The organism is Coprococcus sp. AF51-11b1 (assembly GCF_027682785.1).
Classification (GTDB): Bacteria; Bacillota; Clostridia; order Lachnospirales; family Lachnospiraceae; genus Allocoprococcus; species Allocoprococcus comes.
Genome location: NZ_JAQCZB010000003.1, coordinates 25,186 through 48,328, shown reverse-complemented (window position 1 = coordinate 48,328; position 23,143 = coordinate 25,186). Strand labels below are relative to the sequence as shown.

Sequence of the window (23,143 nt, the reverse complement as noted above, 5' to 3'; positions counted from 1 at the left end):
CGGATCAGCAAATGAATTGATGTTTTTCAGATTGACAGGATTTTAATTGAAAAAATAAAAATCGCTTGCCGGCAGAAATTTATCTGCCGGCAAGCGATTTTTCTGTTTTCTGTTTCCAATATAAAGGTAGAATTTTATCACATCAGTGAATCAATTTTCATATTTATCGTATACAGATATATACAACATAAATGGCATAGAGGATCAACATCAGGATCCCCTCCTTTTTATCGAGTGCTTTTTTGGTCCATGCCATAATCCATACGATAATACTGAATACAAGCGGAACAGCTGGGAAGTGTATTGAAGGACGGGAGTTTATCATTGCACTTCCGGAAAGTTTTGTTGAGTACAAGGCAGATGACCAATTTTAAACCTATCGAATTTGATAGGTTTAAAGCAGAATCTGGTGATAATGCTTTTACGCTGACACCGTAGCAATGGATAAAAGCAACAGATGCAATCGGTATCGTATCAAAATCGGGACGGTAGAAGAGCTGGTAGAGCTGATGCTGGATGCAATATGTTCGACAAAGCCATATCAGCAGATCAACGGGGAAGCTGTGCCTACACAAGTGGTCAAGAGCCGTTTGCTGAAAGTCGGGTATGAACACATCCAGTATGTGTTTTTCAGTCTTGACAGGAGTACAAGCAAAGTGAAGAATATCCGGCAGTATATGTTGAGATTTTTGATAAAATTGCCATTTCGAATTATTGCAGCTTCTGTTTGGCTGGTACTTGCAGCGGTGAATATTGTGTTGGTAAAGAGCCAGTAAGTGAGATTGAAAAGAAATACCAGGAATTACTGGAAACGTTATCCCCAGAACAGGAAGAAGTGATTACGGAATACTGTAATGCAATTTTCAGCAGTGGAGCAGATACAGAAAAGTTTTTCTATCGGTTGGGATTAAAAGATGGACTGAATCTAAAAAATACGGTAAAATCTGTATTAGAAATGATATCGTGAAATCGGAATTTGTGGAGGTTGATATAATGTCAATAGCAAGAAATTTTGATGATTTTAAAGAAGAAATAGAGTTAGCTTTTATTCAAAATGCTTGTGTGGAAATTGAACTCTATTCACTAATTGCAAGTGTAATTAGAGAATCTAAAAATAAGCAGAAATTATCTGTACGAGATGTGTCCTCAAGAAAAAGAAGTGAAATTTCAGCAAAATATTATGGCCTTTCAGGTTTCCCAGATTTTGTATTGCTTGAAAGAAAAAAAGTTCAAGATGCTCTTATATATGGATGTATAGAAGCTAAAATGCCAACAATAGCTTTAAATGATAAAGATGAACAATTACGTGGGCATATTGAGTCATTTAGAAAAGTTATATATACCAATGGGTTGAACTGGAAATTTTTTAATCGTAATGAAAAATGCTTTGATATAGAGTTAGGTTCCATTATAGAAGGAAAAATTGAATGGAACAAAAAAAGTAATTGGGAAAAATTACTAAATGAAATTGATAATATAACATGGTATTAAAACAAATATATAAATTCAAGTTTGCAGAAATATCTTTCTAACTTTCCCTATTTTACAGGCTTTCCAGTCCATTCATTAGTGAAATGATATGTATTTTCCCTTATTTTTGCCCTTATGAGATAATCGTAAGGGAAATAAGGGAAAGTTTCATTTAGTCGTTGCCTGCCACTTTATCAAGTAACTTTGCGGATTCCCGCTTGGCTTTTCTTGTAGAGTGTGCATAGACATTCATGGTGGTACTGACATCTGAGTGTCCTAAAAGTTCCTGCACATCCTTTGGTGCTGCTCCATTTGCCAGAAGGTTGCTTGTGTAGGTGTGTCGCAGCTGGTGAAAATGAAATCCTTCAAATCCATCCAGTTTCTGAGCAATCTTCCTGCAAATAGTTCCTAACGTGCTTGGCAGTTCCAGACTTCCATCCGGTCTTAAGCAGACAAAGGATATTTCCTTATAATCCTCTGGAACGTTCTCTGTTCCGTCCAGATGATAGAACTCATAGTAAACTCTGTTTTTGTCTTTTACTTCTCTGTAGTAGTTTTTGTGGTAAAGTTCTCCGTACTGCATTCGGTTTTTAAGCTGTTCCTTTCGGGCATTGCGAAGAATCTCAGTCAGCGTATCTCCAAAATCAACAATCCTTACTTTCTTTCGCTTGGTTGGTCCGATGATATTCTTGTGCCTTGAACCATCATATCGGATACTGCGTCTGATTGTAAGGCACTGTTCTTCAAGATTCACATCCTGCCATGCCAGACCACACGCTTCACCGATACGAAGTCCTGTATAATAAGCTATCTGGATTGGAAGAATTGCCGGTGGATTGTAATCCTGTAGAAATTCAATCAGTCTTTCATAATCCTCTCGTGGAATTGGCTGTATATCGCCATCCATGTCATCATCGGAAAACAGGTCAACCTCATCCGTCTGGTATTTCAGCTTAATATACTGCATCGGATTGAAAGTGATATATTGCTTTGGTGATACTGCAAATCGGAATGACTGCTGTAATACTGCCGAGAAAGAACGGATGTAATCTTTGCTGTAACCTTTTCTTTCTGAACCATCGGGATAAGTGCCACCAAAGGAAAGCAGATCGAAGAAGGCTTGTAAATGCTCAGATGTTACATTTTTCAACTTTCTCTCTGAAATTGGATGCTTCTTGATGCTGGTAATAGCACCGAGGTAATTCTGGACTGTCCCATTACTGAGCGTACCGGTCTTTAATTCTTCCTCTGCCCATATATCAAGTAATTCTCCAACTGTAATATTTTCCGACTTTGCAATGAATTTCTTGCTTTCGTATTCGTCCATTGCCTGACGGAGCAGTTTTTCCGTTTCACTTTTGCTTTCTGTTCCAGCGTATTCTTTCTGAACCAGATTGCCGCTTGCATCTTCTACATAGAAGCGGTAGTACCATTTCTTTCCTTTTTTTCTTACAGATCCTTTTGCCATAATCGTGTGTCTCCTTTCGATATCAGACAATCGGAACTGATGAAATGCTTCTTGCGTGTAGGCATCTTATGGACAAGTCCATAAGCCAATTCGCCGCTCGTCAAATCTGTAAACAGCCTGACTTGCTCGTGCTCATTGTATCATAACTCCGGTTGTCGTTCTATACCGAATCGGAATTCTCATACAAAACTTCTGATAAAAGATTTTCAAGCCTTTGTTCTGCCATTTCCGGTTTCTTGGAATAGAGCCTTACAATATCTGCCATATCATTAAAGGCATTAACGGTATGGGTGATCTCCCGGAGAAACATAATCTCGTTATATTCATCATTCGATTCAAATCCCATTGCCTTTGCAATATCCGCTTCATTCGTGTTGCCCTTGTAATTCTTGCAGGCAAACTGGAATGATTCCAGAAACAGGTTATATTGCTTTAACATCAACAGCAGTAAATCTTTGGAAAAAGCATCTTCCTTTTTACTAAGGTCGAGAGGTAACTGTTTGAGAATATCGCCCATTGCATCACGAATCTGTAATTCTTTCTTATCCGTAATATCGGTTTCGTATTCATCGGTTTCCCCCTTGAGCCATTCAATAGATACATGAAGTGCTTCCGAAAGACCTTCCAGCACCATCTTTTTGGTATTGTCAATCGAACCATTCTCATAACGCAGGATTGTGGAAGCGGTAACTCCCATCTTCTCTGCAATATAAGGCTGTGTCAGATTTAATTCCAGACGACGCTGTTTTGCCCTGCTACCTATCAGCTTGCGTAGTTCTTTATCTTTCATGCTGATTGCCTCCTTTTTCGGTATGTATGAATTATAGCATGTACCTCACATGATTGCAATATGCAATTTAATGATTATTTTTAAAATTTCATAACGCTTGACAACGCAATATAAAACCGCTATACTAACAGCACAACAAAAATTGCATAATGCAATTTATAAGGAGGTGACAAGATGACGGAAAGAAAGATTGCATTATCCATCGAGGAAGCAGCCGACTATACAGGAATTGGCAGAAACACTTTGAGAAAGCTGGTTGAATGGAAGAAGCTTCCGGTATTAAAGGTCGGAAGAAAAGTCCTTATTAAAACTGACATTCTGGAAAAGTTCATGGAAGCCAACGAGGGGCGTGATCTGAGGGATAAAGGAAATGTAAAAGCTGTCACAAGAAATGTGGCAACTTAAAAAGGCGGCTTCCTAAGAAACCGCCAAAGGTTCTATCAGACCGAAGCCATGATATACCTACACGCAAGAGGATTATACCATGTGCTTCTACTGATATGCAACCGGGAACTGTTGTTTATCGGAAAAAGAAAGGATGAAGACGATATGGCGAAATCAACAAAGACTTATGAAGAAAGAATACGTGCATTAGAGAAAAAGGAACAGGAAAGCATTGAAGCTACAAAAAAGCTCATTGCACAGCGGAAGGAACTGGAAAAGCGAAAGAAAGCAGAGGAAAGTAAAAAACGAACCCACAGGCTCTGTCAGATTGGTGGCGCAGTGGAATCGGTTCTTGGCTGTCCGATTGAGGAGGAAGATTTACCAAAGTTGATAGGCTTCTTAAAAAGGCAGGAAACAAACGGAAAGTTTTTCTCAAAGGCGATGCAGAAAGAGCCACTTACAGATATGGAGGAAGTGTAATGGCGGAGGGAGTGGTTTTTCCATTCCCTTCATTGCCTTTGAATGAAGGGCGCACTTATGGACAACCAGAGGTCGTCCTTATAAGTTTGCCACAAGTGGCAACCGGTCTGCGCTTACGCTTGCCGGGCTCGTTCCGTCGGCGGGGCTTTCAGCCAGACCTGCTCATGCCGCAGGGGGCACTCTTGCGCAGAGGGCGTTCCGACAGCTTCACTCCTGCAAAACCAGAAGAAGATGCTGTCGGAAATCAATGCCGGATACGGCAGAAAGGGGGAATCGTATCATGGCGATATTTCACTTTACAGTAAAGATTGTCGGGCGCAGTAAAGGAAAATCTGTCATATCCGCATCGGCATATCTTAATGGAGATGTGATGAAGAATGAGGAAACAGGCAGAATCAGTTACTATACTTCCAAAAAGGAAGTCGTCTACACCAGTCTGATGATGTGCGAAAATGCACCTCCTGAATGGCTGCATGTACCGGAAGAAAATATAAAAAGGTTTCAACAGTCTATCCGTTATAAAAGAGCGGATGATAAAGATGCCGCACTGGAAAAGTTTAAAATCACATTTCAGAAACAGCGTCTATGGAATGAGGTCTTAAAGATAGAAAAAAATGCAGATGCACAGCTTGGACGCTCATTTGAATTTTCCCTGCCGAAAGAATGGAGCAGACAGGAACAGATTGATTATACAACCGAATATATTCAAAAGACTTTCGTGGATAAGGGAATGTGTGTCGACTGGAGCATACACGATAAGAACGATGGAAATCCACATGTGCATTTACTTGTAACCATGCGACCATTCAATCCAGACCACTCATGGGGCAACAAGGAAGTCAAGGACTGGGATTTTGTCAGAGATACTGACGGAAATATCGTGGTTGATGAATCCCACCCGGACTGGTGGCAGGATAAGAAAAATCCTGACCGGCATGGAATCCGCATTCCGGTACTTGATGAAAACGGAGTACAGAAAGTCGGGGCAAGAAACCGAAAACAATGGAAACGGGTTCTGACCGATGCTACCGGCTGGAATAATCCAAAGAATTGTGAGTTATGGCGAAGCGAATGGGCTAGGATGTGTAACCGGCATTTATCCATAGACAATCAGATTGACCACCGCTCTTATGAAAGACAGGGCAAATTAAAAGTCCCTACGATTCATGAGGGTGCGGATGCAAGAAAGATTGAGGAAAAATATCTCACCGGACAGATAAGGAAAGGTTCATGGAAGGTTGAGGAAAACCAGATGATTAAAAAACAAAATGCACTGCTGCAAAAGGTAATTGCAACCTTTGGTAAGGTATCCGGTGCATTGTCTATGTGGAGGGAGTGTTTGAATGACATTAGAAGAAAGCAAAGAAGTAATTCCCATGATGGAAGCAATGATTACACAGATAGAGGGACAACAGAATATCATGGCAGAGATGCTTCAGGAGATACAGGAAAAGGACGAGAAGCTGATGTGCTTTCAGGAGCAGGAAGAACGATTGCAGCAATTAGAGAAAGAATTATCAGAGCTGCTTCAAATCTTGCCGGATACAGAAGAACTGCTGATGCTTCTGGAAGAAAAGGCAGACCAGATACAGCGACTTACAGACGAGAATCAGCAATGGCAGGAATTAGCACAGAAATTAAACAGCGAGAACCGGCTATTGCAGAAACAGAACAGCGAATTGCTGACATTGAACAGCAGATAGAGAAAGCGAGGGATATAGATGGTAGAATACGAAAACTCAAAGAGCAACGATCAACTGGAAGAATTGCTACTGCTGACGGAGCAGATGCAGGAAGAACTCGACCAGAAAGACCGGACTATCGAGGAACTGAAAGTGCAGCTCGACGAATCGCTGACCTTGAACGAGAGGTTAAACAGCGAGAACAGAGCAGGGAACATTCAAGCCTTAAAGAACGACTTGAGGAAAACAAAAGAATTATTGCAGAGCGAGAAAAAGAAAACGCACACCGCCCAAGCCATGATAGAGGAATGTCGAGATAAGCAGAGACAGGCAGAACAGGAACGGGATTATGCACTCTCCCATCAGAAAAAAGTAGAGATACCGGTTGAAAAGCCGGTGCTCTATCAAAAGTGCGGGAATTGTAAACAGACAGCTTATCTGAAAGCTAAGGAAAGGTATGATACACAGAGAGAAAAACTGGCAGGCAGATATAAAGCAAAAACAGCTATATATGAAGCATTGATGTTTCTGCTGATATGGTATTCCGTATCAACTACTCTTTTTCAGATGATACGGTCAAAAATATTTATTTCTGATTGCGTGGTATTCTTTGATACAATTGCCACTTTTATACAGAACATTGCAGGATTGACTATACTGGCAGGGAAGAATGTGGCACAAGTTAGCAATGGAATATCCAATCCTGTCGTTGCCGGAATTATATACTGGATGATAAGAATACTGATTTCCGGTGGATGTCTGGTGGGTGTGGGAATACTTTTGGCATTCATCGAAATAAAGATTGCAGGGCTATATAAGAAATACTGTTGGGATATGATTACCATAATGGTGATACTCGTAAGTATGGCAATAGCTATCTACTTTTGGGATTGGATAAAGGCAGTATTGCCAATCAATCTGCTATTTCTCTTATTATTCGTGCAACTAGTATATGTTGGAATCAGGTGGTATGTAAAGGGATGGCGGGAAACAAGGGGATACTATTAAGAATAAATGTATTAGTAAAAGCAGTCCATTTACTTAAATATATTCTTAATAAAGAATACCGCCCGTAAAATAGCTGACGCATAGAGCTACTATTTTATGGGCGGCTCTTTTGCGCCTTCATTTAACCATTCATTCAATAAGTACATTGGTAACTGTACTAGATATAAAATACAGTTTGCCTCGTTAATGCAAGCCGGAGAAAGGTGGCAGATTCCTCGTTAGTCATGTCCTTTGCTTCTGGCACAATACTTTCAAAGACTGCGCCCCGGACGATAAGGCGGTGGCTGCGCGTTCTGCGTTCCTCTTTGAATAGCTTCTGACGCAACATCTTTTCCCGATTTTCAAACTGCCGTATTTTCTTCTTTTCCCCCTCAATCTCGGCTTGCAGCTCCTCGCGGGTTTTCTCTCTTGGCTTTGTCATGGGTGGTCGCTCCTTTCTGCTCATAGGCATAGAAAAAGGACAATCGATTTTCTCGACTGTCCTCTCGGATTGGTTATGTAATTGTAAAATGTTATTTTTCATTAAACTTTTGAATATCTCCGTAATCTTTAAGCTCACTATTTTCAAAAGCTTGTTGTAAATTATCGCTATCCAAAAACAACACATTTCCACTTGAGGTCAAGGGCAACAAACAAGAATCAGCTTTCAGTATTTTTGCCGGATTGTCTATTAGCATAACCAGAGGATTTTTTGCTTCTATCGGCTTCGCTGCTCCAAGAGTTACATTTACAGGAAATGCAAGCAGACCGCCACCTTCGTATTCGTATAACCCTGTTCCTTCTGGCAATACACTTCCGTCGTTTGTCAATATCGGCATTTGACTGTCTAAAAACTCTTGCATACTTTTTGATAAGCTGCTATATTCTATGGGTTTTAATTTGCCAGAATCGCCAAAGTTTTCAATCCATTTGGGATTTGTAAACACCAAATGGTCATAATCTCCCAGCTCGGCAGAAAGTTCAATAGCGCTATCTACTACATAGGAGAGGAGCAAATTGTCCTCTTGGTCAGATAGCAAATTGCTTCCAGCAGTTATCAGTTCTTCATCTTCGCATACTGTATCTATGTCATTATATTCTATAAAGCTAATTCCGGTCATGTCATATTCGGAAAGCTTATTTGTATTTCCGCACCCGGTTAAACTAATCACAAGTGCTAATGCAGACATGATTATAATGTTGTTATGTTTCATAGATTCCTCCATTTTCTGTTTGTTGACCAGTTATTAAAGAAGTATAACACAAACTTATGAACAAATCCACATCATTTCAGCCTGTCGGCAGCATCATGTTCTCTGGCATACTCTCACGCCGCCTCTCGGCGTTCTTCACTGTATGGGGCGGTCAGATGGAAAGAGAAACCGTCAAGATATAACTGGGCATATTCTAATGGCTCATCAATGGCAAGTGCGTTTAATGTGCACAATCCGATCCGGGAGTGGTCTTTAAGTTCTTCTCAGCTTCCTAACAGTCAATGCGAAGCGTATAACCAGCAGAAGTATAAACATCAATGCTGTTCCTGTGTGGATTGTATTCTGCAAATATTTTATCATCGTATCGAATCTCCTTATCATTCAATCAATCATTCGTTATAAACATCAGAAGCATTTCAATCAGTTCACCAAGTCACTTTTATTTTGTGTTATACTGTTTTATAGATTTTTCTTGCCCTTGTATTTGCCCTTATGAGAGTTCGTAAACACTGACGGGACGATATAACACAAGGGAAATAATAAGGGAAAGCTAACCTGTGATAAACTTAGTGTTTTCAAGGGCTTGAGAGGTATTTGATAATAAAATATAACAATTATTAAATTACTTGGAATAGATGAAATCTCAATTCAAGTTTGGAGAATTGAGAAAATCGAAGTTTGTAATGGTAGATAATATGGAATGGTTTAATGTTTTTGGGCTGATTTTTATTGCAGTCATTATGATACCCAATGTTGTATTTGCGATTAAGTGCAAAGATGGATTTGATAATAAGTGGAACAATAAATATGTTGAGGTCACAGAACAAGTAGGGAGATTGGGTTGTTTCGGATTCATGATAATCAATATTCCGGGAACTTGGTTTGGGTGGTGGTCTGACGAAGCATTTGCACTATATCTGATTGTAGATACCATATTGGTAATGCTTTATTGTGCTATTTGGATTATATGTTTTAAGAAAAACAGCGTTTTCAGAGCATTAGCACTTTCTATTATTCCTTCAATGTTGTTCTTATTTAGTGGGATTGTGAGTAGGTCAGTGCTATTGATTATTGCATCAGTATTATTTGCACCAAGTCATATTGTGATTTCATATAAAAATGTAAAATGATATTTACAAATTCAAGTTTTTGAAACTGAGAAATCTGAATTTAAGGAGGTCATATGAGTTTTACGATGTTATTGCTTCTCGCATACATAGTAATGAGTGTGGGAAGTTTTATCGCTTTTAAGCGAAAGCACAAAGCAATTGGTATAACATTGCTGCTTGTAATAGTGCTTAGTGTCTTGATTTTGGGATACATGTGGATTCATTCGCCAATGTAACAATCGGAATTTGGAGGAGATTCTTATTTATGAAAAAAGGGATAAACAAATCAATCTTATTTTACATTGCATCAGTTCTGTTTTTCATAGCGTCAGCTATTGGCTTTATGAGTGGAAATGAAAGTTCTATGGCTATAGTATGGTTATGTCTTGGTTCTTCATTTCTTTGCTTGGGTTCGACTCATAAGAAAAAGGAAAACAATACAGATGATAAATAATTTCCTGCTTGTATTGTTGGAAAATCGGAATTCATAGAGTTCTTTTGTGATTTGCAACTGCCGGTTGACAGATTTACAGCCTGAAATGGTGGAATGCAAACAGCAAAACTGTTATATTGAGCTCATAAAATCTGCAAAAGGAGAAAAAAATGATTTTAGCTGATAAGATTACAGAGGAAAGAAAAAAGAATGGATGGTCACAGGAAGAACTAGCCAATCAGTTGGGCGTATCCAGACAGGCAGTATCTAAGTGGGAAAGTGCAGGAGCTGTTCCAGATCTGCAAAGAATTTTACAGATGTCGGAGCTATTTTGTGTTAGTACAGATTACCTATTAAAAGATGAAATGAAAGCAGAAAATATCACCTATCACGAAAGTACTGAAAGCTATGCAGAACCGTTGAAAAAAGTAACTATGGAGAACGCAAATGAATTTCTTGACATGAAAAGAAATGGATCCAAAGTAGTGGCAAACGCAACAAGTATGTGTATCTCAAGTCCAATATTATTGATTGTTCTTGTGACAATGGCAGAAGATGGCGTATTTCATGTTTCGGAATCTCTGGCAACAGTATTTGGATGTGTTTTTTTGCTTGGAATGGTTGCGGCAGCCGTCTTTTTGTTTATTACATATGGAATGCGAGAATCACATATGGAACATTTTGAAAAAGAATGCTTTGAAACAGAGTATGGTGTATCTGGAATAGTACGAGAAAAAAAAGATTCCTATGAACCGATTTTTATCAGAGGAACAGCTGTTGGGGTAGTGCTTTGTATACTGGCAGTGATTCCGACAATTATTGCCGGAGCCATGGAAACGTCTGATTATTGTTGCGGCCTTTCCGTTGGATTGCTGCTATTCATACTTGCAATAGGAGTGAATCTGTTGATTCGTGTTGGGATGGTAAAAAGCAGTTACGATACCCTTCTTCAGGAAGGCGAATATACAAAAGAAGAAAAACTGTTTAAGAAAAAGACTGACACGTTTTCTGGTGTATATTGGTGCTTGACTACAGCGATTTACCTTGCATGGAGCTTCTGGACGATGAGCTGGGATATTACATGGATTGTATGGCCGGTTGCTGGTGTTTTGTTTGCAGCATTGCTTGGTGTGGTGAAAATGGTGTTAAAGAATGGCAGTGAAACTCAGCACTATATTTAAGATGGAGTTAAGTTTTTTTCGCACATTATACGCATCCAGAAATTCCAGTTGACCGAGTTCTTTAGAACGAAGGATTGGTGGATTAGAAAGTGTCTTTTACAGGAAGGTGATTAGATGAATGATCAATTCTTACAAGGGGTAATATTCGATTGGAATAGAATTGATAACGATAGTTATTTAAAGAGAATTAAGGCTTTTAAGGGGATTCAAAAACTTGATTTCAACAAAGCAATCACCTTTTTTGTCGGAGAAAATGGCAGTGGTAAATCAACTTTATTGGAGGCACTTGCCGTAGCACATGGTTTTAATCCTGAAGGTGGAACAAAGAATTATGTTTTTTCTACGCATGATACACATTCAGAGCTGTGTGATGCGATAAGAATTTCCAAAGGTTATCGGAAGGAAAAGTGGGGGTATTTTCTTAGGGCTGAAAGTTTTTATAATGTTGCAACGAAGGAAGAAGAATATGCAGATCTCGCACATCCTTCTGCCAAATATCATGAAAAATCACATGGAGAGAGTTTTCTCGCATTGGCACAGAACAATCTGCATCCAAATGGCTTGTATCTTTTTGATGAGCCGGAAGCTGCATTATCCCCACAGAGACAGCTTACATTGTTGATGCAAATATATAGTTGTGCAAAAGAGGGAGCACAGTTTATTATAGTTACGCATTCGCCGATTTTGTTAGGAATACCAGATGCAGATATCTATTGTTTTGATAATGGACGCATACATCTGTGCGAATATGAGGATACAGAGAGCTACCAGGTAACAGAAATGTTTATAAACAACAGGCAGATGCTGTTGGATAGATTACTAACAGATTAGATAATAAAGAAATTGACAATTTCAAGTTTGTAACGAAGGTATTTGCGATGAAAGGAATTAAGATTGAGTTATTGGGGATTGCAATAATACCTTTAGGAATTGCTGTGACAACAAATAATTTTTGGGGATATGTCCTAGGTGTTCTTGGATTTGGCGTCGCTGTAGTTGGCTGTTTTCTAAAAGATAACCACTGATAATTTTTTGTTTGAAAAATTGAGAAAACGTAATATTGAACAAAAAGAAATGCACAGTTCTTAGCTTATCGTGAACTGTGCATTTTTGTAAATAAATACTTTTAATTAGCCGATTACGGCATCCTCTGCTGTAAAATGTTCCAGAGAATTTTCTTTTACCTGAATGCAGATATAAGTAATTCCAGAAATATCGGATGCAAAAAACTGACGCTTTGCAGTAGGTGCGATTTTTAGCCAGTCTCCAGTTGAAAGGCTAATTTCTTCTCCGTCAATTATGGCTTTGCCGTTACCTGAAAGAATTCCATAGATTTCTTCATTTTCTTTATGAGAATGAACAAATGGGACATTTGCTCCTGCAGGTAGTTCGTTTAAACTGATTTCTGCACCTGTTAAAGACAACTTTTCATGCAGCTCAATTCGGTTTTCCTTTCCAATAGTTGTTTTTGTGTAATTTGCCATAATAACCTCCATAGTTAATTTGTAGTTTCTGGTTGCTTGGTATTAGTATAGTGTGAGACACATACAAAAACAAGTACGCACCTTTTTGTAACTGTACACTCAAAAATGAATGTGTTACAATAGACTCGGAGGTGAGAATTATGCGAGCAAAAGAAGAATTACCGGAATGCCCAGTTGCAACAGCAGTATCTCTTATCGGAGGAAAATGGAAACTGCTGATTTTGCGTAACTTGAAAGAGCGTCCATGGAGATTCAATGAGCTACAACGAAGTATAGATGGTATTTCACAAAAGGTTTTGACAGATAGTTTAAGACAAATGATGAGTGATGGGCTGGCATATCGCCACGATTACCATGAGCAGCCACCGAGAGTTGAATACGGCTTAACGGAACTTGGAACAAAAATGCTTCCAATTGTTAATTCACTTGCTGACTTTGGTAACTACTATAAATCAATTATTGAACAGAATTAAGGACGTTAGTATTTGAAAAGCTTGAACAATTCAAGTTTGGAGAATTAAAAAAAACGGAATTTACCTATTAGGACATATAAACTGTTGACAATAAAGCTCCTATATAGTATGTTGTTAATAAACTACTATATAGGAGCTTTTGTATGGAAATGAATGGAGGATTTCTTGTAACCAAAATAAAACAGCTTGGAGACCGGATTTTCGAGAAGATTCTCAGTGAAAAGAATATTGATGCGTTTAATGGAGCCCAGGGGCGTATTCTTTATGTGCTGTGGCAGGAGGATGGTATCTCAATCAGGTCACTCTCGACTAAATGCGGATTAGCGATAACATCTCTTACTACGATGCTGGAAAGAATGGAAAATCAAGGGCTGATAAGCCGTGTTCAGTCTGAAACGGACAAAAGGAAAACACTCCTGTTTCTGACTGAGAAAGCACATGCCTTAAAGGGCGAGTACGATTCTGTATCTGATGAGATGGGCAGTATTTACTACAAAGGTTTTTCAGAGGAAGAAATTACCCGGTTTGAGGAATGCCTCGACCGCATCAGAAAGAATCTTGAGGAGTGGCAGAAGTCATGAGTATTTGTATCAAAGATCAGATTCAGAACATGAATATTGTCATTGGATGCACAGTGGGGTGTGCATATTGTTATGCCCGCAACAACGTGAAACGCTGGCATATGATTGATGACTTCGCTGACCCTGAATTCTTTCCGGGTAAGCTCAAGATGATGGAAAAGAAATGTCCGCAGAACTTTCTTCTTGCCGGCATGAGCGATCTCTCCGGATGGAAGCCGGAATGGAGAGACGCGGTATTTGCAAAGATCCTAATAAAGTGTTAGAGGTACAGAAATCATGGCAGAAGTAATAAATGGAATCCTCATTCGTGAGGTGGAAACAAAGAACATCATGACTAAGTCTAGTCTGCCGGTAGGCGGTTACTCGGTCAATCCCTATGTGGGCTGTACACATGCCTGCAAGTATTGCTATGCTTCTTTTATGAAGCGCTTTACCGGGCACAAGGAGGAATGGGGCACTTTCCTTGATGTGAAGCATTGGCCGGAAATTAAAAATCCGAAGAAATATGCCGGACAGCGGGTGGTCATCGGTTCTGTGACAGATGGCTACAATCCACAGGAGGAGCAATTCGGGAATACCAGAAAACTTCTGGAGCAGCTGATCGGCAGTGACGCAGATATTCTGATCTGCACAAAGTCGGATCTTGTGGTACGGGATATTGATCTGCTGAAGAAGCTTGGACGTGTAACCGTTTCATGGTCGATCAACACATTAGATGAAAATTTCAAGAACGATATGGACTCTGCTTCGAGCATTGAGCGCCGTATCGCTGCTATGAAGCAGGTATATAAAGCAGGTATCCGTACAGTCTGTTTCGTATCCCCGGTATTCCCCGGTATCACGGATTTTGAAGCAATCTTTGAGCGAGTAAAAGATCAGTGCGATCTGTTCTGGCTCGAAAATCTCAATCTTCGAGGCGGTTTCAAAAGGACAATTATGGATTATATCGCCGGAAAATATCCTGATCTTGTACCACTTTACGACGAGATCTATAACAAGCATAACCGCAGCTACTTTGAAGCACTTGAAGTAAAAGCTGAGAAAATGGCTAAGAAGTATGATTGTGCCTTTGTGGATAATGAAATGCCTTATGGCAGAGTCCCGCAGGGGCATCCGGTGATCGTAGATTATTTCTATCATGAGGAAATCCGTGGGACAGAGAATACCGGAAAAAGAAATCGCTAACTTCAAGTTTGTATATTTCATCAAAAGTTGCATATTTAAATAAACAAGGGGAGATGGTAAAATGAAAGCTCATGAATATTGGTTCAGTCACTATGGTGTCAGGAGAAATCCTGGCATCTTTTTTATGTCTTTTTGCACTTCAAAAAATAATTTCAAAAAATTTCTAAAATCATGTTCGATTTTGTCTCTCCCAATACAGAGTATATGCAGCTTTTTCTTTTCGTTCTTCGGCGAGTTTTTCTTTGAGATTTTCTTCACGCTTATCGTCGAATATAACGGCTGCATTATTCAAAAATTCTTTCTTCCATACTGATTTTAGTATATCAGATTCATTATAATCTGTCCGAAAAAGTGTCTAAATTTATGAGACCATTATAGGAGAGTAAAGATAAAAAAAGGTGGTTTATTAGTCTGTTAATCGGTATAATAATGATTACAGGGATTATTTTAGATATTTGTAATATGAGCGTGACATGGATGTGTGTGGTTCAGCTATGATCAGTCGGTTCCGAATGCATTATATATGACTGTGTATGCATCAAAGTGACAGACGAAAAAAGGAACACAGCTAATGATACACAATACTATTATGATGTGAAAAACGAAAAAGTACTCATGATTTTTGACGGTATGGTTGATGGTGAAGATAATCCAGAGCTTATTGAAAAAATACTTGTCATGCATGGAAAGCAACAGCAAAAACAACAGGAAGATCTGGATGATGCAGCAGTGTACAGAATTTGTGGGGATATACGCATGAGATTTCAGGAGGAACAATGAAAAGTAAAAAGATTGGGATGCAGGCACTAAAAATTGCGATAGGAAGCAGTCTGGCGATTTACATAGCCAATCTGTTTGGACTGAAGTATTCACTGGCGGCAGGGAGTGTTGCACTTCTTACGATGGTGACTACAAAGTGGAAAACTGTCAAATTATCGGTAGCGAGGGTTGTAACATTTATAATTTCAGTACTTATGGCGCTTATTATATTCTCGGCAGTAGAATCAGAATGGATGGCATATGGTATTTATGTTTTTTTTGTGGTTATTATCTCAGAGATGATCGGATGGGGAGCGACGATTTCTGTAAATGCACTGATCGGAATGCATTTTCTGGAAGTCAGAGATTTTGAAGTTGATTTTATTGCAAATGAATTTATGCTGGTATTGATCGGAATTACGATGGCACTGGTCCTGAACTTGTTTTATGATTATGGAAGTCAGCGGAAGGCGTTGGTCGAAAATATGCGATATACGGAAGAACGTCTGCAGATGATACTTGGAGAGATCTCGGCATATCTGGCGAATAAGGAAATGCAGAGAAATGTATGGGATGATATCTGTGCGTTGGAAAAAGAGGTTCAGGGCTTTATCCAGGATGCCTATGAATATCAGGATAATACGTTTCACTCACATCCGGGATACTATATCGATTATTTTGAAATGCGTATGAAGCAGTGCAACGTGATCCATAACTTACATTATGAGATGAAGAAAATCAGGCATATGCCAGATGAGGCAATGATCATTTCGAGTTATGTGTTTGATATGCTGGTATGTGTGAAGGAACATACAGTTCCGACAGCTCAGTTGGATGAACTACATGAACTTTTTGCGATTATCAGAAACAATTCACTTCCAAAGACCAGAGAGGAATTTGAGAGCCGTGCGATGCTGTACCATATCCTGATGGATCTGGAAGAATTCCTTGTATTTAAAAGAAGGTTTGTGGATGGACTGGATGATAAAAAGCGAAAATTATACTGGGATAATTAAGCTCTCATTTGTCAAAAAGAATGTGTTATGGCACATTCTTTTTGACACTTTCAGATCATCAAATTCCTGATAATAAAAAATCAGGAACCGGATGGGATACGGATAATAAGTTTTTCACCGTTTTTTGTAACAGAAGTAAGAACCGGGATATGCTTTTTGCGAAGCTGATGCACGACCGGGTAAATAGAAAACATATCTCCATCGACATAGACAGCTTCCGGTTTCGTTTTCAGCAGATCTTTTACCAGATCTTTGATATATTTTTTCCACTCTGTTTTTTTCATTTCTATTTCAGCATAAATTCCATTGATATCTAAAGCAGGGAGATCAGGCAGAGGTTTGTGGATAATTTTTACATGCGCGAGTTCTGGCAGTTTCATTAAAAGTGTGTCTGTAGAAGTGTCGGAACTGAGATTTACAAGGGTAATCTCGTCAGTAAAGGTATCCAGACTGATCTGACATGCTTTTCGTGCATCTTCTAAAGTAGCTGTAGTCATTAAAAAGCCGCCCTTGTGACAGAAAGAAGCACTCGAAAGACCGGTTTCTTTCTGGAGTTCTTCATTTTCCAGACCGAGCCATTCAGATGGAAAACTGCATTTATAATTCAGGGAATATTCTTTTTTCTGAGGCTGGATACAGTAACCACCGCGGTTGGATGGAAAAATAACGAAAGCGATATCTGTTTCGGAAAGACGTTTCTGGCATGGAATGAATTCAGGAAGGACCAGAATACGGGAATCAGCTTCAGGATTTTGTGTTTCGAGAATTTCTTCGATCCGCTTGTCAGCACGTTCATTTCCAAGGTAACGGGCAAATTTATTGTCAAGGATCATTCCGGCAACACTGACTGCACGGAAAAAGGCTTCATCGGTTCCGCCATCTTCGTCCCAGGAAGGATTGAAGCTTCCAATCAGTGAAGCCAGTTCATTTTTTTCACCGGTATTATCATTATTATCCAGTGGCTGGACAAAAGCTTCGTCAAACTTAGCAGCAAGATCTTCCCCCAGGATTTTGGTACCAAGTTCTTCCCAGAGAAGGCCGAATGCCGCGTAAGGGATGCCATTTTCACGGATGCGGCTGTCTTTCTGGTGATGGTCATATCTGCCACGCCCAATGTCGAATATGATGCCGTCAAAGTCTTCGGGTACTTTATTACCACGAAGGATTGTAATTTCCGGATTTAAATATAATAACAATGCAGAGGAAAATACATCATCTGCGTGGAATTTTCCACTATGTGTAAATGCGGAAGCATCTTTTAGGCGGATCTTTTTTAATAATTCATTCATCTTAATCTCTCCAAATAAAAATAGTTTTGCTAATGTAATAATGTATAAGCAGAAAAGGAAAATGTCAAGTGTGGAAAATAGTAGAATTCCGGGCTGTTTCGCAGAGAGGATGGGGAGTTTTGTCAGGATGTGATAATAATCCGGATCATAATGTGCCATCACGCTATGAAAAGATTTATGGATTTTTAGAACTCCCGGATACGCCGGAGGAAAAAGTGGGTTCTCTCCGGCATCCGGGGGAAAAGTCACATGGATATGCAGCTGAGGTGATTGTAAGCTATCTGGAAGAACAGCTTATCTGTCAAAAATAGATTCCAGGATTCTGACAAAGTGTTCCAGCCCTTCCTGATCTTCTTCATCAAAACGGGCGAGAACAGGGCTGTCGATATCCAGAACGCCAACGATTTCATTTCCTTTATGAAGCGGAATCACGATCTCGGAATTAGAGGCGCTGTCGCAGGCGATATGTCCCGGGAACTGGTGGACATCCTTTACCAGCATAACCTGATCGTTTGCCACAGCGGTTCCGCAGACACCTTTACCGATTTCAATTTCAATACAGGCAGGTTTGCCCTGGAAAGGACCAAGGACGAGCCTGCCTTCTCTCATCAGATAAAAACCAACCCAGTTGATGTTCAGAAGCGCATCACCGAGAAGGGCCGATGCATTTGCCAGATTTGAGATCTGGTGAGGGATTCCGTCAATCAGACCGCGGAGGCGGATTGAAAGCAGGGAATACAGTGGCTTTTTATCAACTGGCCATTCAAAATTCGAAGTATTCATAAAAAATCTCCTTAAATATTTCCGTTTAACACATCTTCCAATGTAATCTCGTAGAAGAAATCATGTACCATTCCATCAAATTTCTTCCACAAAGGAAGCGTAATGCACTGCTCTTCACGGCTGCAGACCTCGGCACCTGGAACCAGGCAGGCGACTGTAGCAAGATTGCCTTCCGCAAGTTCAAGAATCTCGCCGATAGTGTATTCAGAAGGTTCCCTGGTAAGCTGGTATCCGCCCCCTTTGCCACGGCGTCCTTTTAAGAGTTTCTTCTTTACAAGAATTTTCAGGACAATTTCCAGGTATTTTTCGGAAATTTCCTGGCGGATTGCGATCTCGTTAAGCGGAACATATTCTTCGTCCTTATGCTGGGCGAGATCAATCATCACGCGGAGTGCGTAACGTCCTTTTGTAGAAATCATAATTAGTTTTCCCCCATTTTTTTATATGTACAATAGCAGCACCAGAGAGTTTATGAACCCTGGTGCTTTTTTACCTATTATACCGTAGGGTTATATGTGTTTCAAGAAAAAAACAAAAAAATAAATTAACCTATTGACTTAGTAGGTAATAGATGATATTATACCAACTAAATTGATAGGAAATAAAGGTTATACAAAATAACCAGTACTGATAAATATGAACGGAGGAAGAAATAATGGCAGAATTTGATTATGAAGTAGTAAATGGAAGAAAGATCCGTGTACGTCCGCAGGAAGTCGTATCGGAGATAGATGAGAATGGATATTTTGTCCGCCAGCCAAATCATTTTACAGAAGGATTTGGAGAAGGAAAAAATCCTGTAGAAAAAGGCAGATACCATCTGGTATGGGCAAAGCTTTGCCACTGGTCTAACAGAGCTTCGATCGTAAGAGAACTTCTTGGACTGGAAGATGCAATCAGTGTCAACATGGTTGATCATGCAAAGCATGAGAAGAATCTTGGATGGGAATTCGTATACGACAAAGATCATATCGATCCGGTCCTTGGGATCCAGTTCTTAAGTGAAGCTTATTACAAAGCAGATGATGATTACACAGGAAGAACAACGGTACCGGCTCTGATCGATACAAAGACAGGAAAAGTTGTAAATAACGATTACACCTGGCTTACCAATTATTTTGAAGTAGATTTTAAACCGTTCCACAAAAAAGGAGCACCGGATCTTTATCCGGAAGAACTCAGAAAAGATATCGATGAGATGAATGAATGGCTCTTTGATAACATTAATAATGGAGTTTATAAAGCAACCTTTGCAAGATCAAAGGAAGCTTACTGGGATGCCTATAATTCTTTTTATGCAGCAATGGATATTCTGGAAAAACGTCTGGAAAATCAGAGATTTCTCTTTGGAGATTATGTGACAGACAGTGATGTGAGACTGTATGTGACGCTGGCGAGACTGGATATTCGTTACACCTGGCAGCTTGGACATACCAAACACCGCCTGATCGATTATCCGAATCTGTGGGGATATGCAAGAGATCTGTATCAGATTCCGGCATTCAGAAACAACACCTACTTTAAGGATTTCGCAAATCCAAACAACAAGAAGGTCGGCGCATTATTTTTTGAATCTTTCAATGCAAGATTTCTGGATGAGATCAATTTTGATGCATACTGGGGTGCACCGCATGACCGTGCACATTTAAGCAGCGATCCGGGCAATAAATTTAAGGCAGAAGAACAGTAGGAGGAACGAATTATGGCAGATTTTGAATATGTAGATGTAAATGGAAGACAGATCAGAGTAAGACCGAGAGAAACTGCACAGGAAATTGATGAATATGGAAATTTCCATCGTCAGCCCAACCGCTTCACGGAAGGTTTTGGAGAAAGGAAAAATCCGGTAGAAAAAGACAGATATATTCTTTTCTGGGCAAAAGGATGCAACTGGTCCAATCGGGCAGCGATCGCAAGAGAGCTTCTCGGACTTGAGGATGCAGTGAAAGTTGAGATCGTAGACTGGACAGACCGGGAAGAGAATCTTGGATGGGAATTTGTAAATTCCCCGGATCATATCAATCCGGAAACGGGCGCACAGTTCTTAAGTGAGCTTTACTACAATGCGGATGAAGAATACACAGGACGTACAACCGTTCCGGCATTTGTAGATTATAAGACAAAGAAAGTGGTAAATAATGATTACCACTGGCTTACAAATCATCTGGAAACAGCGTTCAGACCATTCCACAAAAAGGGAGCGCCGGATCTTTACCCGGAAGAATTAAGACCGGAGATCGATAAGCTGAACAAATGGCTCTTTGAAAATGTAAACAACGCTGTTTATCGAGCGCAGTTCGCTGAATCCTTACAGGCATTTGCCGATGGATATGAGACATTTTTCGCAGGGCTTGATGCAATGGAGGAAAGACTTGCAGACAAGAGATTCTTATTCGGAGATTATGTGACAGACAGTGATATCCGTCTTTATACAACCATCGCAAGACTGGATGTGTCTTATTCAAGAAATATCGGACCTTGCAAACACCGTCTGGTAGATTACCCGAATCTGTGGGGATATGCAAGAGATCTGTATCAGATCCCGGCATTCAGACATAACACATATTTTAAGGATTTTGCGGCATCTGTCGATCTGAATGAAGCAGATGAAGAGTATTGGGAAAATACATACTATGATATCGTGGTGCAGGAAACAGACTGGGATACTATCTGGAAGACACCGACAGGAAGAGAATCACTCAGTAAAGATCCGGCACACAAATTTAAAGCAGAAAAATAACAGACGAAAGACGAGGAAAAATATTATGAAAAAGTTGGCAAGCATTTTAGCAGTTACACTGGCAGCAGGAGTCCTGGCTACAGGATGCGGATCTTCTTCAGAAAGTGCTTCAAAGGACAGCTCTTCAGACAGTGGAAAGACAGTAATCAAAGCAGCAACCGGAGCAAACGCAAAACCATATGTCTATGTAGGCGATGATGACAAGCCGGCAGGATACGATGTGGATGTATTGAATGCAGTTTTTGATAAACTTCCGGATTATGAACTGGAATACGAAGTGACTGATTTTGGATCTGTACTTTCCGGACTGAACAGTGGAAATTATCAGATCGGAGTCAACAACTTCTCTTACAACGAAGACCGTGGAGCAAGTTATCTTTACTCTTATCCATATGACAAGATCAGCTATGTATTCGTAACAAAGAAAGGTGGAAAAGAGATCAAATCATTTGAAGATGCAGCAGGACTTTCTTTTGAAGGTGGTACAGGAATCAGCGTATCCAATGCAGTAGAAGCATGGAATGAAAAGAATCCGGATAAAGCGATCAATATTACTTACTCGGATGCAGATACATCTGTATTTTTACAGCATGTAGCAGACGGATCGCAGGATTTTACGATCATCGATCTGGCAATGTACAACTCTTACATGGAAGAATTTAACTATGATGTGCAGAAAAATGATATTCCGGAAGATGAAGCAAAAATGATTGCAGAAAACTCTTATGCATATTATATTTTCCCACAGGATCAGAAAGATTTAAGAGAACAGGTAGACAAAGCGCTGAAGGAGCTGAAGGAAGACGGAACCCTGACTGAGATCAGTAAAAAATGGTATGGTCAGGATGCCGCACCGGAGGATGATAAGTTCGAGGAGACGATTAATTAATGGGTAAATTATTTGATGGAAAACTGGTATTTACACAGATACCGCTACTTTTAAAATATCTTCCGGTCACAATGGAACTGGCTGTCACAGCAATGATCGCCAGTCTCATCCTGGGACTGCTCCTTGCACTTGTGAAGATTAAAAAGGTACCGGTACTGAAACAGCTGGTAAGTATCTATATCTCGGTTATCCGCGGAACGCCGATCCTGGTTCAGTTATATGTGACTTATTTCGGTATTCCGATGCTCCTGAAATATATCAATTTTAAATGTGGAACCAACTACAATGTCAATGGAGTCGCACCAATCGTATATGCATTCGTTGCTCTGGCACTCAATGAATCTGCATTTAACGCAGAGATCATCCGTGCCTCTCTTGAATCAGTAGATAAAGGACAGGTTGAGGCAGCAAGCGCTTTAGGAATGAATTATTTCCAGGCATTGATAAGGATCATCCTTCCGGAGGCAACCGTGGTAGCACTCCCATCCCTTGGAAATGCATTTATCGGACTGATCAAAGGAACTTCTCTTGCATTTGTCTGTTCCGTAGTGGAGATGACCGCAGAAGGAAAGATTCTTGCGGGAAGAAATTACCGTTACTTTGAAGTGTATATCTCACTGGCAATTATTTACTGGGTAATTACTTTCGTACTTGAGAGAGTGATCAGCTATCTTGAGAAAAAGCTCCGGGTACCGGAAGATGCACCGGCACTTTTAGATATCAGAGATACAGAGGTGGAATAAGGT

Annotated in this window: 31 protein-coding genes and 2 pseudogenes; 24 read left to right on the top strand and 9 right to left on the bottom strand. The window is 39.9% G+C overall.

Going from position 1 to position 23,143, the window contains the following annotated elements; all coding sequences use genetic code 11:
• Positions 1-440: 440 nt before the first annotated feature.
• Genes PGY05_RS04225 through PGY05_RS04215 form a run of 3 tightly spaced genes read left to right on the top strand, consistent with a single transcriptional unit; the run spans position 441 to position 1,491 of the window.
• Positions 441-776 (top strand): DUF6017 domain-containing protein, encoded by a 336-nt coding sequence (locus PGY05_RS04225; RefSeq protein ID WP_195251252.1) that lies wholly within the window; start codon positions 441-443, stop codon positions 774-776.
• Positions 728-967, top strand: coding sequence for a hypothetical protein (locus PGY05_RS04220; protein ID WP_055262113.1), 240 nt, complete (start codon positions 728-730; stop codon positions 965-967). Before PGY05_RS04225 ends, PGY05_RS04220 begins: the two co-directional genes overlap by 49 nt.
• Before the next feature lie 26 nt (positions 968-993).
• Positions 994-1,491 (top strand): hypothetical protein, encoded by a 498-nt coding sequence (locus PGY05_RS04215; RefSeq protein ID WP_195251523.1) that lies wholly within the window; start codon positions 994-996, stop codon positions 1,489-1,491.
• Between the two features lie 151 nt (positions 1,492-1,642).
• Here the strand turns inward: PGY05_RS04215 and PGY05_RS04210 are convergent, their stop codons facing one another.
• Both PGY05_RS04210 and PGY05_RS04205 read right to left on the bottom strand, forming a co-directional pair.
• Positions 1,643-2,938, bottom strand: a complete 1,296-nt coding sequence (locus PGY05_RS04210; protein WP_270475405.1) for a tyrosine-type recombinase/integrase — start codon at positions 2,936-2,938, stop codon at positions 1,643-1,645.
• A 160-nt stretch (positions 2,939-3,098) separates the two neighbouring features.
• The gene (locus PGY05_RS04205) at positions 3,099-3,728 is read right to left on the bottom strand and encodes a helix-turn-helix domain-containing protein (protein WP_262581902.1); all 630 of its coding nucleotides are present in this window, start codon (positions 3,726-3,728) and stop codon (positions 3,099-3,101) included.
• Between the two features lie 174 nt (positions 3,729-3,902).
• Between PGY05_RS04205 and PGY05_RS04200 the strand changes: the two genes are divergently transcribed.
• From PGY05_RS04200 to PGY05_RS04180, 5 genes are all read left to right on the top strand, one after another.
• Positions 3,903-4,133 carry a helix-turn-helix domain-containing protein gene (locus tag PGY05_RS04200; protein WP_003505382.1) on the top strand — a complete coding sequence of 77 codons (231 nt, stop codon included), beginning with the start codon at positions 3,903-3,905 and terminating at the stop codon, positions 4,131-4,133.
• A 144-nt stretch (positions 4,134-4,277) separates the two neighbouring features.
• A complete protein-coding gene (locus tag PGY05_RS04195; RefSeq protein WP_014080633.1) occupies positions 4,278-4,592 on the top strand; it encodes a hypothetical protein in 315 nt (104 codons plus the stop codon).
• On the top strand, positions 4,592-4,897 hold the full coding sequence (locus PGY05_RS04190) for a hypothetical protein (protein WP_118024518.1): 306 nt from the start codon (positions 4,592-4,594) through the stop codon (positions 4,895-4,897). The genes PGY05_RS04195 and PGY05_RS04190 overlap by 1 nt, the downstream gene beginning before the upstream one ends.
• Positions 4,873-6,594 (top strand): MobA/MobL family protein, encoded by a 1,722-nt coding sequence (locus PGY05_RS04185; RefSeq protein WP_270475404.1) that lies wholly within the window; start codon positions 4,873-4,875, stop codon positions 6,592-6,594. The genes PGY05_RS04190 and PGY05_RS04185 overlap by 25 nt, the downstream gene beginning before the upstream one ends.
• Positions 6,572-7,282 carry a DUF6040 family protein gene (locus PGY05_RS04180; protein ID WP_270475403.1) on the top strand — a complete coding sequence of 237 codons (711 nt, stop codon included), beginning with the start codon at positions 6,572-6,574 and terminating at the stop codon, positions 7,280-7,282. The genes PGY05_RS04185 and PGY05_RS04180 overlap by 23 nt, the downstream gene beginning before the upstream one ends.
• A gap of 157 nt (positions 7,283-7,439) precedes the next feature.
• Here the strand turns inward: PGY05_RS04180 and PGY05_RS04175 are convergent, their stop codons facing one another.
• From PGY05_RS04175 to PGY05_RS04165, 3 genes and pseudogenes are all read right to left on the bottom strand, one after another.
• Positions 7,440-7,703 carry a DUF3847 domain-containing protein gene (locus tag PGY05_RS04175; protein WP_270475402.1) on the bottom strand — a complete coding sequence of 88 codons (264 nt, stop codon included), beginning with the start codon at positions 7,701-7,703 and terminating at the stop codon, positions 7,440-7,442.
• 91 nt (positions 7,704-7,794) lie between these two features.
• Positions 7,795-8,475, bottom strand: a complete 681-nt coding sequence (locus PGY05_RS04170; protein WP_270475401.1) for a DUF6619 domain-containing protein — start codon at positions 8,473-8,475, stop codon at positions 7,795-7,797.
• 113 nt (positions 8,476-8,588) lie between these two features.
• Positions 8,589-8,856: pseudogene (locus PGY05_RS04165) on the bottom strand (DUF6061 family protein).
• 302 nt (positions 8,857-9,158) lie between these two features.
• Between PGY05_RS04165 and PGY05_RS04160 the strand changes: the two are divergent.
• The 5 genes from PGY05_RS04160 to PGY05_RS04140 all read left to right on the top strand — a co-directional run bounded on the left by PGY05_RS04160 (position 9,159) and on the right by PGY05_RS04140 (position 12,223).
• Positions 9,159-9,605: a hypothetical protein gene (locus PGY05_RS04160; protein WP_195251525.1), complete on the top strand. Its 447-nt coding sequence runs from the start codon at positions 9,159-9,161 to the stop codon at positions 9,603-9,605.
• 244 nt (positions 9,606-9,849) lie between these two features.
• On the top strand, positions 9,850-10,038 hold the full coding sequence (locus PGY05_RS04155; RefSeq protein ID WP_008373714.1) for a hypothetical protein: 189 nt from the start codon (positions 9,850-9,852) through the stop codon (positions 10,036-10,038).
• A gap of 149 nt (positions 10,039-10,187) precedes the next feature.
• Positions 10,188-11,198, top strand: a complete 1,011-nt coding sequence (locus tag PGY05_RS04150; RefSeq protein WP_173690797.1) for a helix-turn-helix domain-containing protein — start codon at positions 10,188-10,190, stop codon at positions 11,196-11,198.
• A gap of 114 nt (positions 11,199-11,312) precedes the next feature.
• Positions 11,313-12,029 (top strand): AAA family ATPase, encoded by a 717-nt coding sequence (locus tag PGY05_RS04145; protein WP_055262101.1) that lies wholly within the window; start codon positions 11,313-11,315, stop codon positions 12,027-12,029.
• Positions 12,030-12,076: 47 nt separating this feature from the next.
• On the top strand, positions 12,077-12,223 hold the full coding sequence (locus PGY05_RS04140) for a hypothetical protein (protein ID WP_008373708.1): 147 nt from the start codon (positions 12,077-12,079) through the stop codon (positions 12,221-12,223).
• 105 nt (positions 12,224-12,328) lie between these two features.
• On the opposite strand, the gene PGY05_RS04135 is transcribed toward PGY05_RS04140, so the two are convergent.
• On the bottom strand, positions 12,329-12,682 hold the full coding sequence (locus PGY05_RS04135) for a cupin domain-containing protein (RefSeq protein ID WP_020993869.1): 354 nt from the start codon (positions 12,680-12,682) through the stop codon (positions 12,329-12,331).
• Between the two features lie 140 nt (positions 12,683-12,822).
• Here PGY05_RS04135 and PGY05_RS04130 point away from each other — a divergent pair, with 140 nt between their 5' ends.
• The 6 genes and pseudogenes from PGY05_RS04130 to PGY05_RS04105 all read left to right on the top strand — a co-directional run bounded on the left by PGY05_RS04130 (position 12,823) and on the right by PGY05_RS04105 (position 16,696).
• On the top strand, positions 12,823-13,155 hold the full coding sequence (locus PGY05_RS04130; RefSeq protein ID WP_008373705.1) for a winged helix-turn-helix transcriptional regulator: 333 nt from the start codon (positions 12,823-12,825) through the stop codon (positions 13,153-13,155).
• Positions 13,156-13,298: 143 nt separating this feature from the next.
• Entirely contained in the window at positions 13,299-13,736 is a 438-nt protein-coding gene (locus tag PGY05_RS04125; RefSeq protein WP_004853467.1) for a radical SAM mobile pair system MarR family transcriptional regulator, read from the top strand.
• Positions 13,733-13,984, top strand: a pseudogene (locus PGY05_RS04120) (radical SAM mobile pair protein A); the annotation flags it as partial. The gene PGY05_RS04125 and the pseudogene PGY05_RS04120, both read left to right, overlap by 4 nt.
• Before the next feature lie 28 nt (positions 13,985-14,012).
• Positions 14,013-14,921 (top strand): radical SAM mobile pair protein B, encoded by a 909-nt coding sequence (locus PGY05_RS04115; protein ID WP_055249396.1) that lies wholly within the window; start codon positions 14,013-14,015, stop codon positions 14,919-14,921.
• Between the two features lie 543 nt (positions 14,922-15,464).
• On the top strand, positions 15,465-15,701 hold the full coding sequence (locus PGY05_RS04110) for a hypothetical protein (protein ID WP_270475400.1): 237 nt from the start codon (positions 15,465-15,467) through the stop codon (positions 15,699-15,701).
• Positions 15,698-16,696: an aromatic acid exporter family protein gene (locus tag PGY05_RS04105; RefSeq protein WP_117557582.1), complete on the top strand. Its 999-nt coding sequence runs from the start codon at positions 15,698-15,700 to the stop codon at positions 16,694-16,696. Before PGY05_RS04110 ends, PGY05_RS04105 begins: the two co-directional genes overlap by 4 nt.
• Positions 16,697-16,776: 80 nt before the next feature.
• On the opposite strand, the gene PGY05_RS04100 is transcribed toward PGY05_RS04105, so the two are convergent.
• Entirely contained in the window at positions 16,777-17,985 is a 1,209-nt protein-coding gene (locus PGY05_RS04100; RefSeq protein WP_270475399.1) for an MYG1 family protein, read from the bottom strand.
• Between the two features lie 68 nt (positions 17,986-18,053).
• Between PGY05_RS04100 and PGY05_RS04095 the strand changes: the two genes are divergently transcribed.
• Positions 18,054-18,296, top strand: a complete 243-nt coding sequence (locus PGY05_RS04095; protein WP_022220014.1) for a hypothetical protein — start codon at positions 18,054-18,056, stop codon at positions 18,294-18,296.
• On the opposite strand, the gene PGY05_RS04090 is transcribed toward PGY05_RS04095, so the two are convergent.
• Both PGY05_RS04090 and PGY05_RS04085 read right to left on the bottom strand, forming a co-directional pair.
• A complete protein-coding gene (locus PGY05_RS04090; protein ID WP_055158593.1) occupies positions 18,280-18,768 on the bottom strand; it encodes a GAF domain-containing protein in 489 nt (162 codons plus the stop codon). The two genes, PGY05_RS04095 and PGY05_RS04090, sit on opposite strands and share 17 nt — an antisense overlap.
• 11 nt (positions 18,769-18,779) lie before the next feature.
• Positions 18,780-19,187, bottom strand: a complete 408-nt coding sequence (locus PGY05_RS04085) for an RrF2 family transcriptional regulator (protein ID WP_055158591.1) — start codon at positions 19,185-19,187, stop codon at positions 18,780-18,782.
• A 236-nt stretch (positions 19,188-19,423) separates the two neighbouring features.
• On the opposite strand from PGY05_RS04085, the gene PGY05_RS04080 reads away from it, so the two are divergent.
• Genes PGY05_RS04080 through PGY05_RS04065 form a run of 4 tightly spaced genes read left to right on the top strand, consistent with a single transcriptional unit; the run spans position 19,424 to position 23,140 of the window.
• Positions 19,424-20,458: a glutathione S-transferase C-terminal domain-containing protein gene (locus PGY05_RS04080; RefSeq protein ID WP_227120776.1), complete on the top strand. Its 1,035-nt coding sequence runs from the start codon at positions 19,424-19,426 to the stop codon at positions 20,456-20,458.
• 12 nt (positions 20,459-20,470) lie between these two features.
• The gene (locus PGY05_RS04075; protein WP_270475398.1) at positions 20,471-21,508 is read left to right on the top strand and encodes a glutathione S-transferase C-terminal domain-containing protein; all 1,038 of its coding nucleotides are present in this window, start codon (positions 20,471-20,473) and stop codon (positions 21,506-21,508) included.
• Between the two features lie 25 nt (positions 21,509-21,533).
• Complete coding sequence (locus PGY05_RS04070) at positions 21,534-22,397, top strand: transporter substrate-binding domain-containing protein (RefSeq protein WP_227120778.1); 864 nt, start codon at positions 21,534-21,536, stop codon at positions 22,395-22,397.
• Complete coding sequence (locus tag PGY05_RS04065) at positions 22,397-23,140, top strand: amino acid ABC transporter permease (RefSeq protein WP_055158585.1); 744 nt, start codon at positions 22,397-22,399, stop codon at positions 23,138-23,140. Before PGY05_RS04070 ends, PGY05_RS04065 begins: the two co-directional genes overlap by 1 nt.
• The last annotated feature ends 3 nt before the right edge of the window (positions 23,141-23,143 follow it).

Excerpts from the sequence above, each read along its gene's own strand:
- PGY05_RS04225 (WP_195251252.1), top strand. The coding sequence starts at position 441 with ATGGATAAAAGCAACAGATGCAATCGGTATCGTATCAAAATCGGGACG.
- PGY05_RS04215 (WP_195251523.1), top strand. The coding sequence starts at position 994 with ATGTCAATAGCAAGAAATTTTGATGATTTTAAAGAAGAAATAGAGTTA.
- PGY05_RS04210 (WP_270475405.1), bottom strand. The coding sequence starts at position 2,938 with ATGGCAAAAGGATCTGTAAGAAAAAAAGGAAAGAAATGGTACTACCGC.
- PGY05_RS04205 (WP_262581902.1), bottom strand. The coding sequence starts at position 3,728 with ATGAAAGATAAAGAACTACGCAAGCTGATAGGTAGCAGGGCAAAACAG.
- PGY05_RS04200 (WP_003505382.1), top strand. The coding sequence starts at position 3,903 with ATGACGGAAAGAAAGATTGCATTATCCATCGAGGAAGCAGCCGACTAT.
- PGY05_RS04195 (WP_014080633.1), top strand. The coding sequence starts at position 4,278 with ATGGCGAAATCAACAAAGACTTATGAAGAAAGAATACGTGCATTAGAG.
- PGY05_RS04190 (WP_118024518.1), top strand. The coding sequence starts at position 4,592 with ATGGCGGAGGGAGTGGTTTTTCCATTCCCTTCATTGCCTTTGAATGAA.
- PGY05_RS04185 (WP_270475404.1), top strand. The coding sequence starts at position 4,873 with ATGGCGATATTTCACTTTACAGTAAAGATTGTCGGGCGCAGTAAAGGA.
- PGY05_RS04180 (WP_270475403.1), top strand. The coding sequence starts at position 6,572 with ATGATAGAGGAATGTCGAGATAAGCAGAGACAGGCAGAACAGGAACGG.
- PGY05_RS04175 (WP_270475402.1), bottom strand. The coding sequence starts at position 7,703 with ATGACAAAGCCAAGAGAGAAAACCCGCGAGGAGCTGCAAGCCGAGATT.
- PGY05_RS04170 (WP_270475401.1), bottom strand. The coding sequence starts at position 8,475 with ATGAAACATAACAACATTATAATCATGTCTGCATTAGCACTTGTGATT.
- PGY05_RS04160 (WP_195251525.1), top strand. The coding sequence starts at position 9,159 with ATGGTAGATAATATGGAATGGTTTAATGTTTTTGGGCTGATTTTTATT.
- PGY05_RS04155 (WP_008373714.1), top strand. The coding sequence starts at position 9,850 with ATGAAAAAAGGGATAAACAAATCAATCTTATTTTACATTGCATCAGTT.
- PGY05_RS04150 (WP_173690797.1), top strand. The coding sequence starts at position 10,188 with ATGATTTTAGCTGATAAGATTACAGAGGAAAGAAAAAAGAATGGATGG.
- PGY05_RS04145 (WP_055262101.1), top strand. The coding sequence starts at position 11,313 with ATGAATGATCAATTCTTACAAGGGGTAATATTCGATTGGAATAGAATT.
- PGY05_RS04140 (WP_008373708.1), top strand. The coding sequence starts at position 12,077 with ATGAAAGGAATTAAGATTGAGTTATTGGGGATTGCAATAATACCTTTA.
- PGY05_RS04135 (WP_020993869.1), bottom strand. The coding sequence starts at position 12,682 with ATGGCAAATTACACAAAAACAACTATTGGAAAGGAAAACCGAATTGAG.
- PGY05_RS04130 (WP_008373705.1), top strand. The coding sequence starts at position 12,823 with ATGCGAGCAAAAGAAGAATTACCGGAATGCCCAGTTGCAACAGCAGTA.
- PGY05_RS04125 (WP_004853467.1), top strand. The coding sequence starts at position 13,299 with ATGGAAATGAATGGAGGATTTCTTGTAACCAAAATAAAACAGCTTGGA.
- PGY05_RS04115 (WP_055249396.1), top strand. The coding sequence starts at position 14,013 with ATGGCAGAAGTAATAAATGGAATCCTCATTCGTGAGGTGGAAACAAAG.
- PGY05_RS04105 (WP_117557582.1), top strand. The coding sequence starts at position 15,698 with ATGAAAAGTAAAAAGATTGGGATGCAGGCACTAAAAATTGCGATAGGA.
- PGY05_RS04100 (WP_270475399.1), bottom strand. The coding sequence starts at position 17,985 with ATGAATGAATTATTAAAAAAGATCCGCCTAAAAGATGCTTCCGCATTT.
- PGY05_RS04090 (WP_055158593.1), bottom strand. The coding sequence starts at position 18,768 with ATGAATACTTCGAATTTTGAATGGCCAGTTGATAAAAAGCCACTGTAT.
- PGY05_RS04085 (WP_055158591.1), bottom strand. The coding sequence starts at position 19,187 with ATGATTTCTACAAAAGGACGTTACGCACTCCGCGTGATGATTGATCTC.
- PGY05_RS04080 (WP_227120776.1), top strand. The coding sequence starts at position 19,424 with ATGGCAGAATTTGATTATGAAGTAGTAAATGGAAGAAAGATCCGTGTA.
- PGY05_RS04075 (WP_270475398.1), top strand. The coding sequence starts at position 20,471 with ATGGCAGATTTTGAATATGTAGATGTAAATGGAAGACAGATCAGAGTA.
- PGY05_RS04070 (WP_227120778.1), top strand. The coding sequence starts at position 21,534 with ATGAAAAAGTTGGCAAGCATTTTAGCAGTTACACTGGCAGCAGGAGTC.
- PGY05_RS04065 (WP_055158585.1), top strand. The coding sequence starts at position 22,397 with ATGGGTAAATTATTTGATGGAAAACTGGTATTTACACAGATACCGCTA.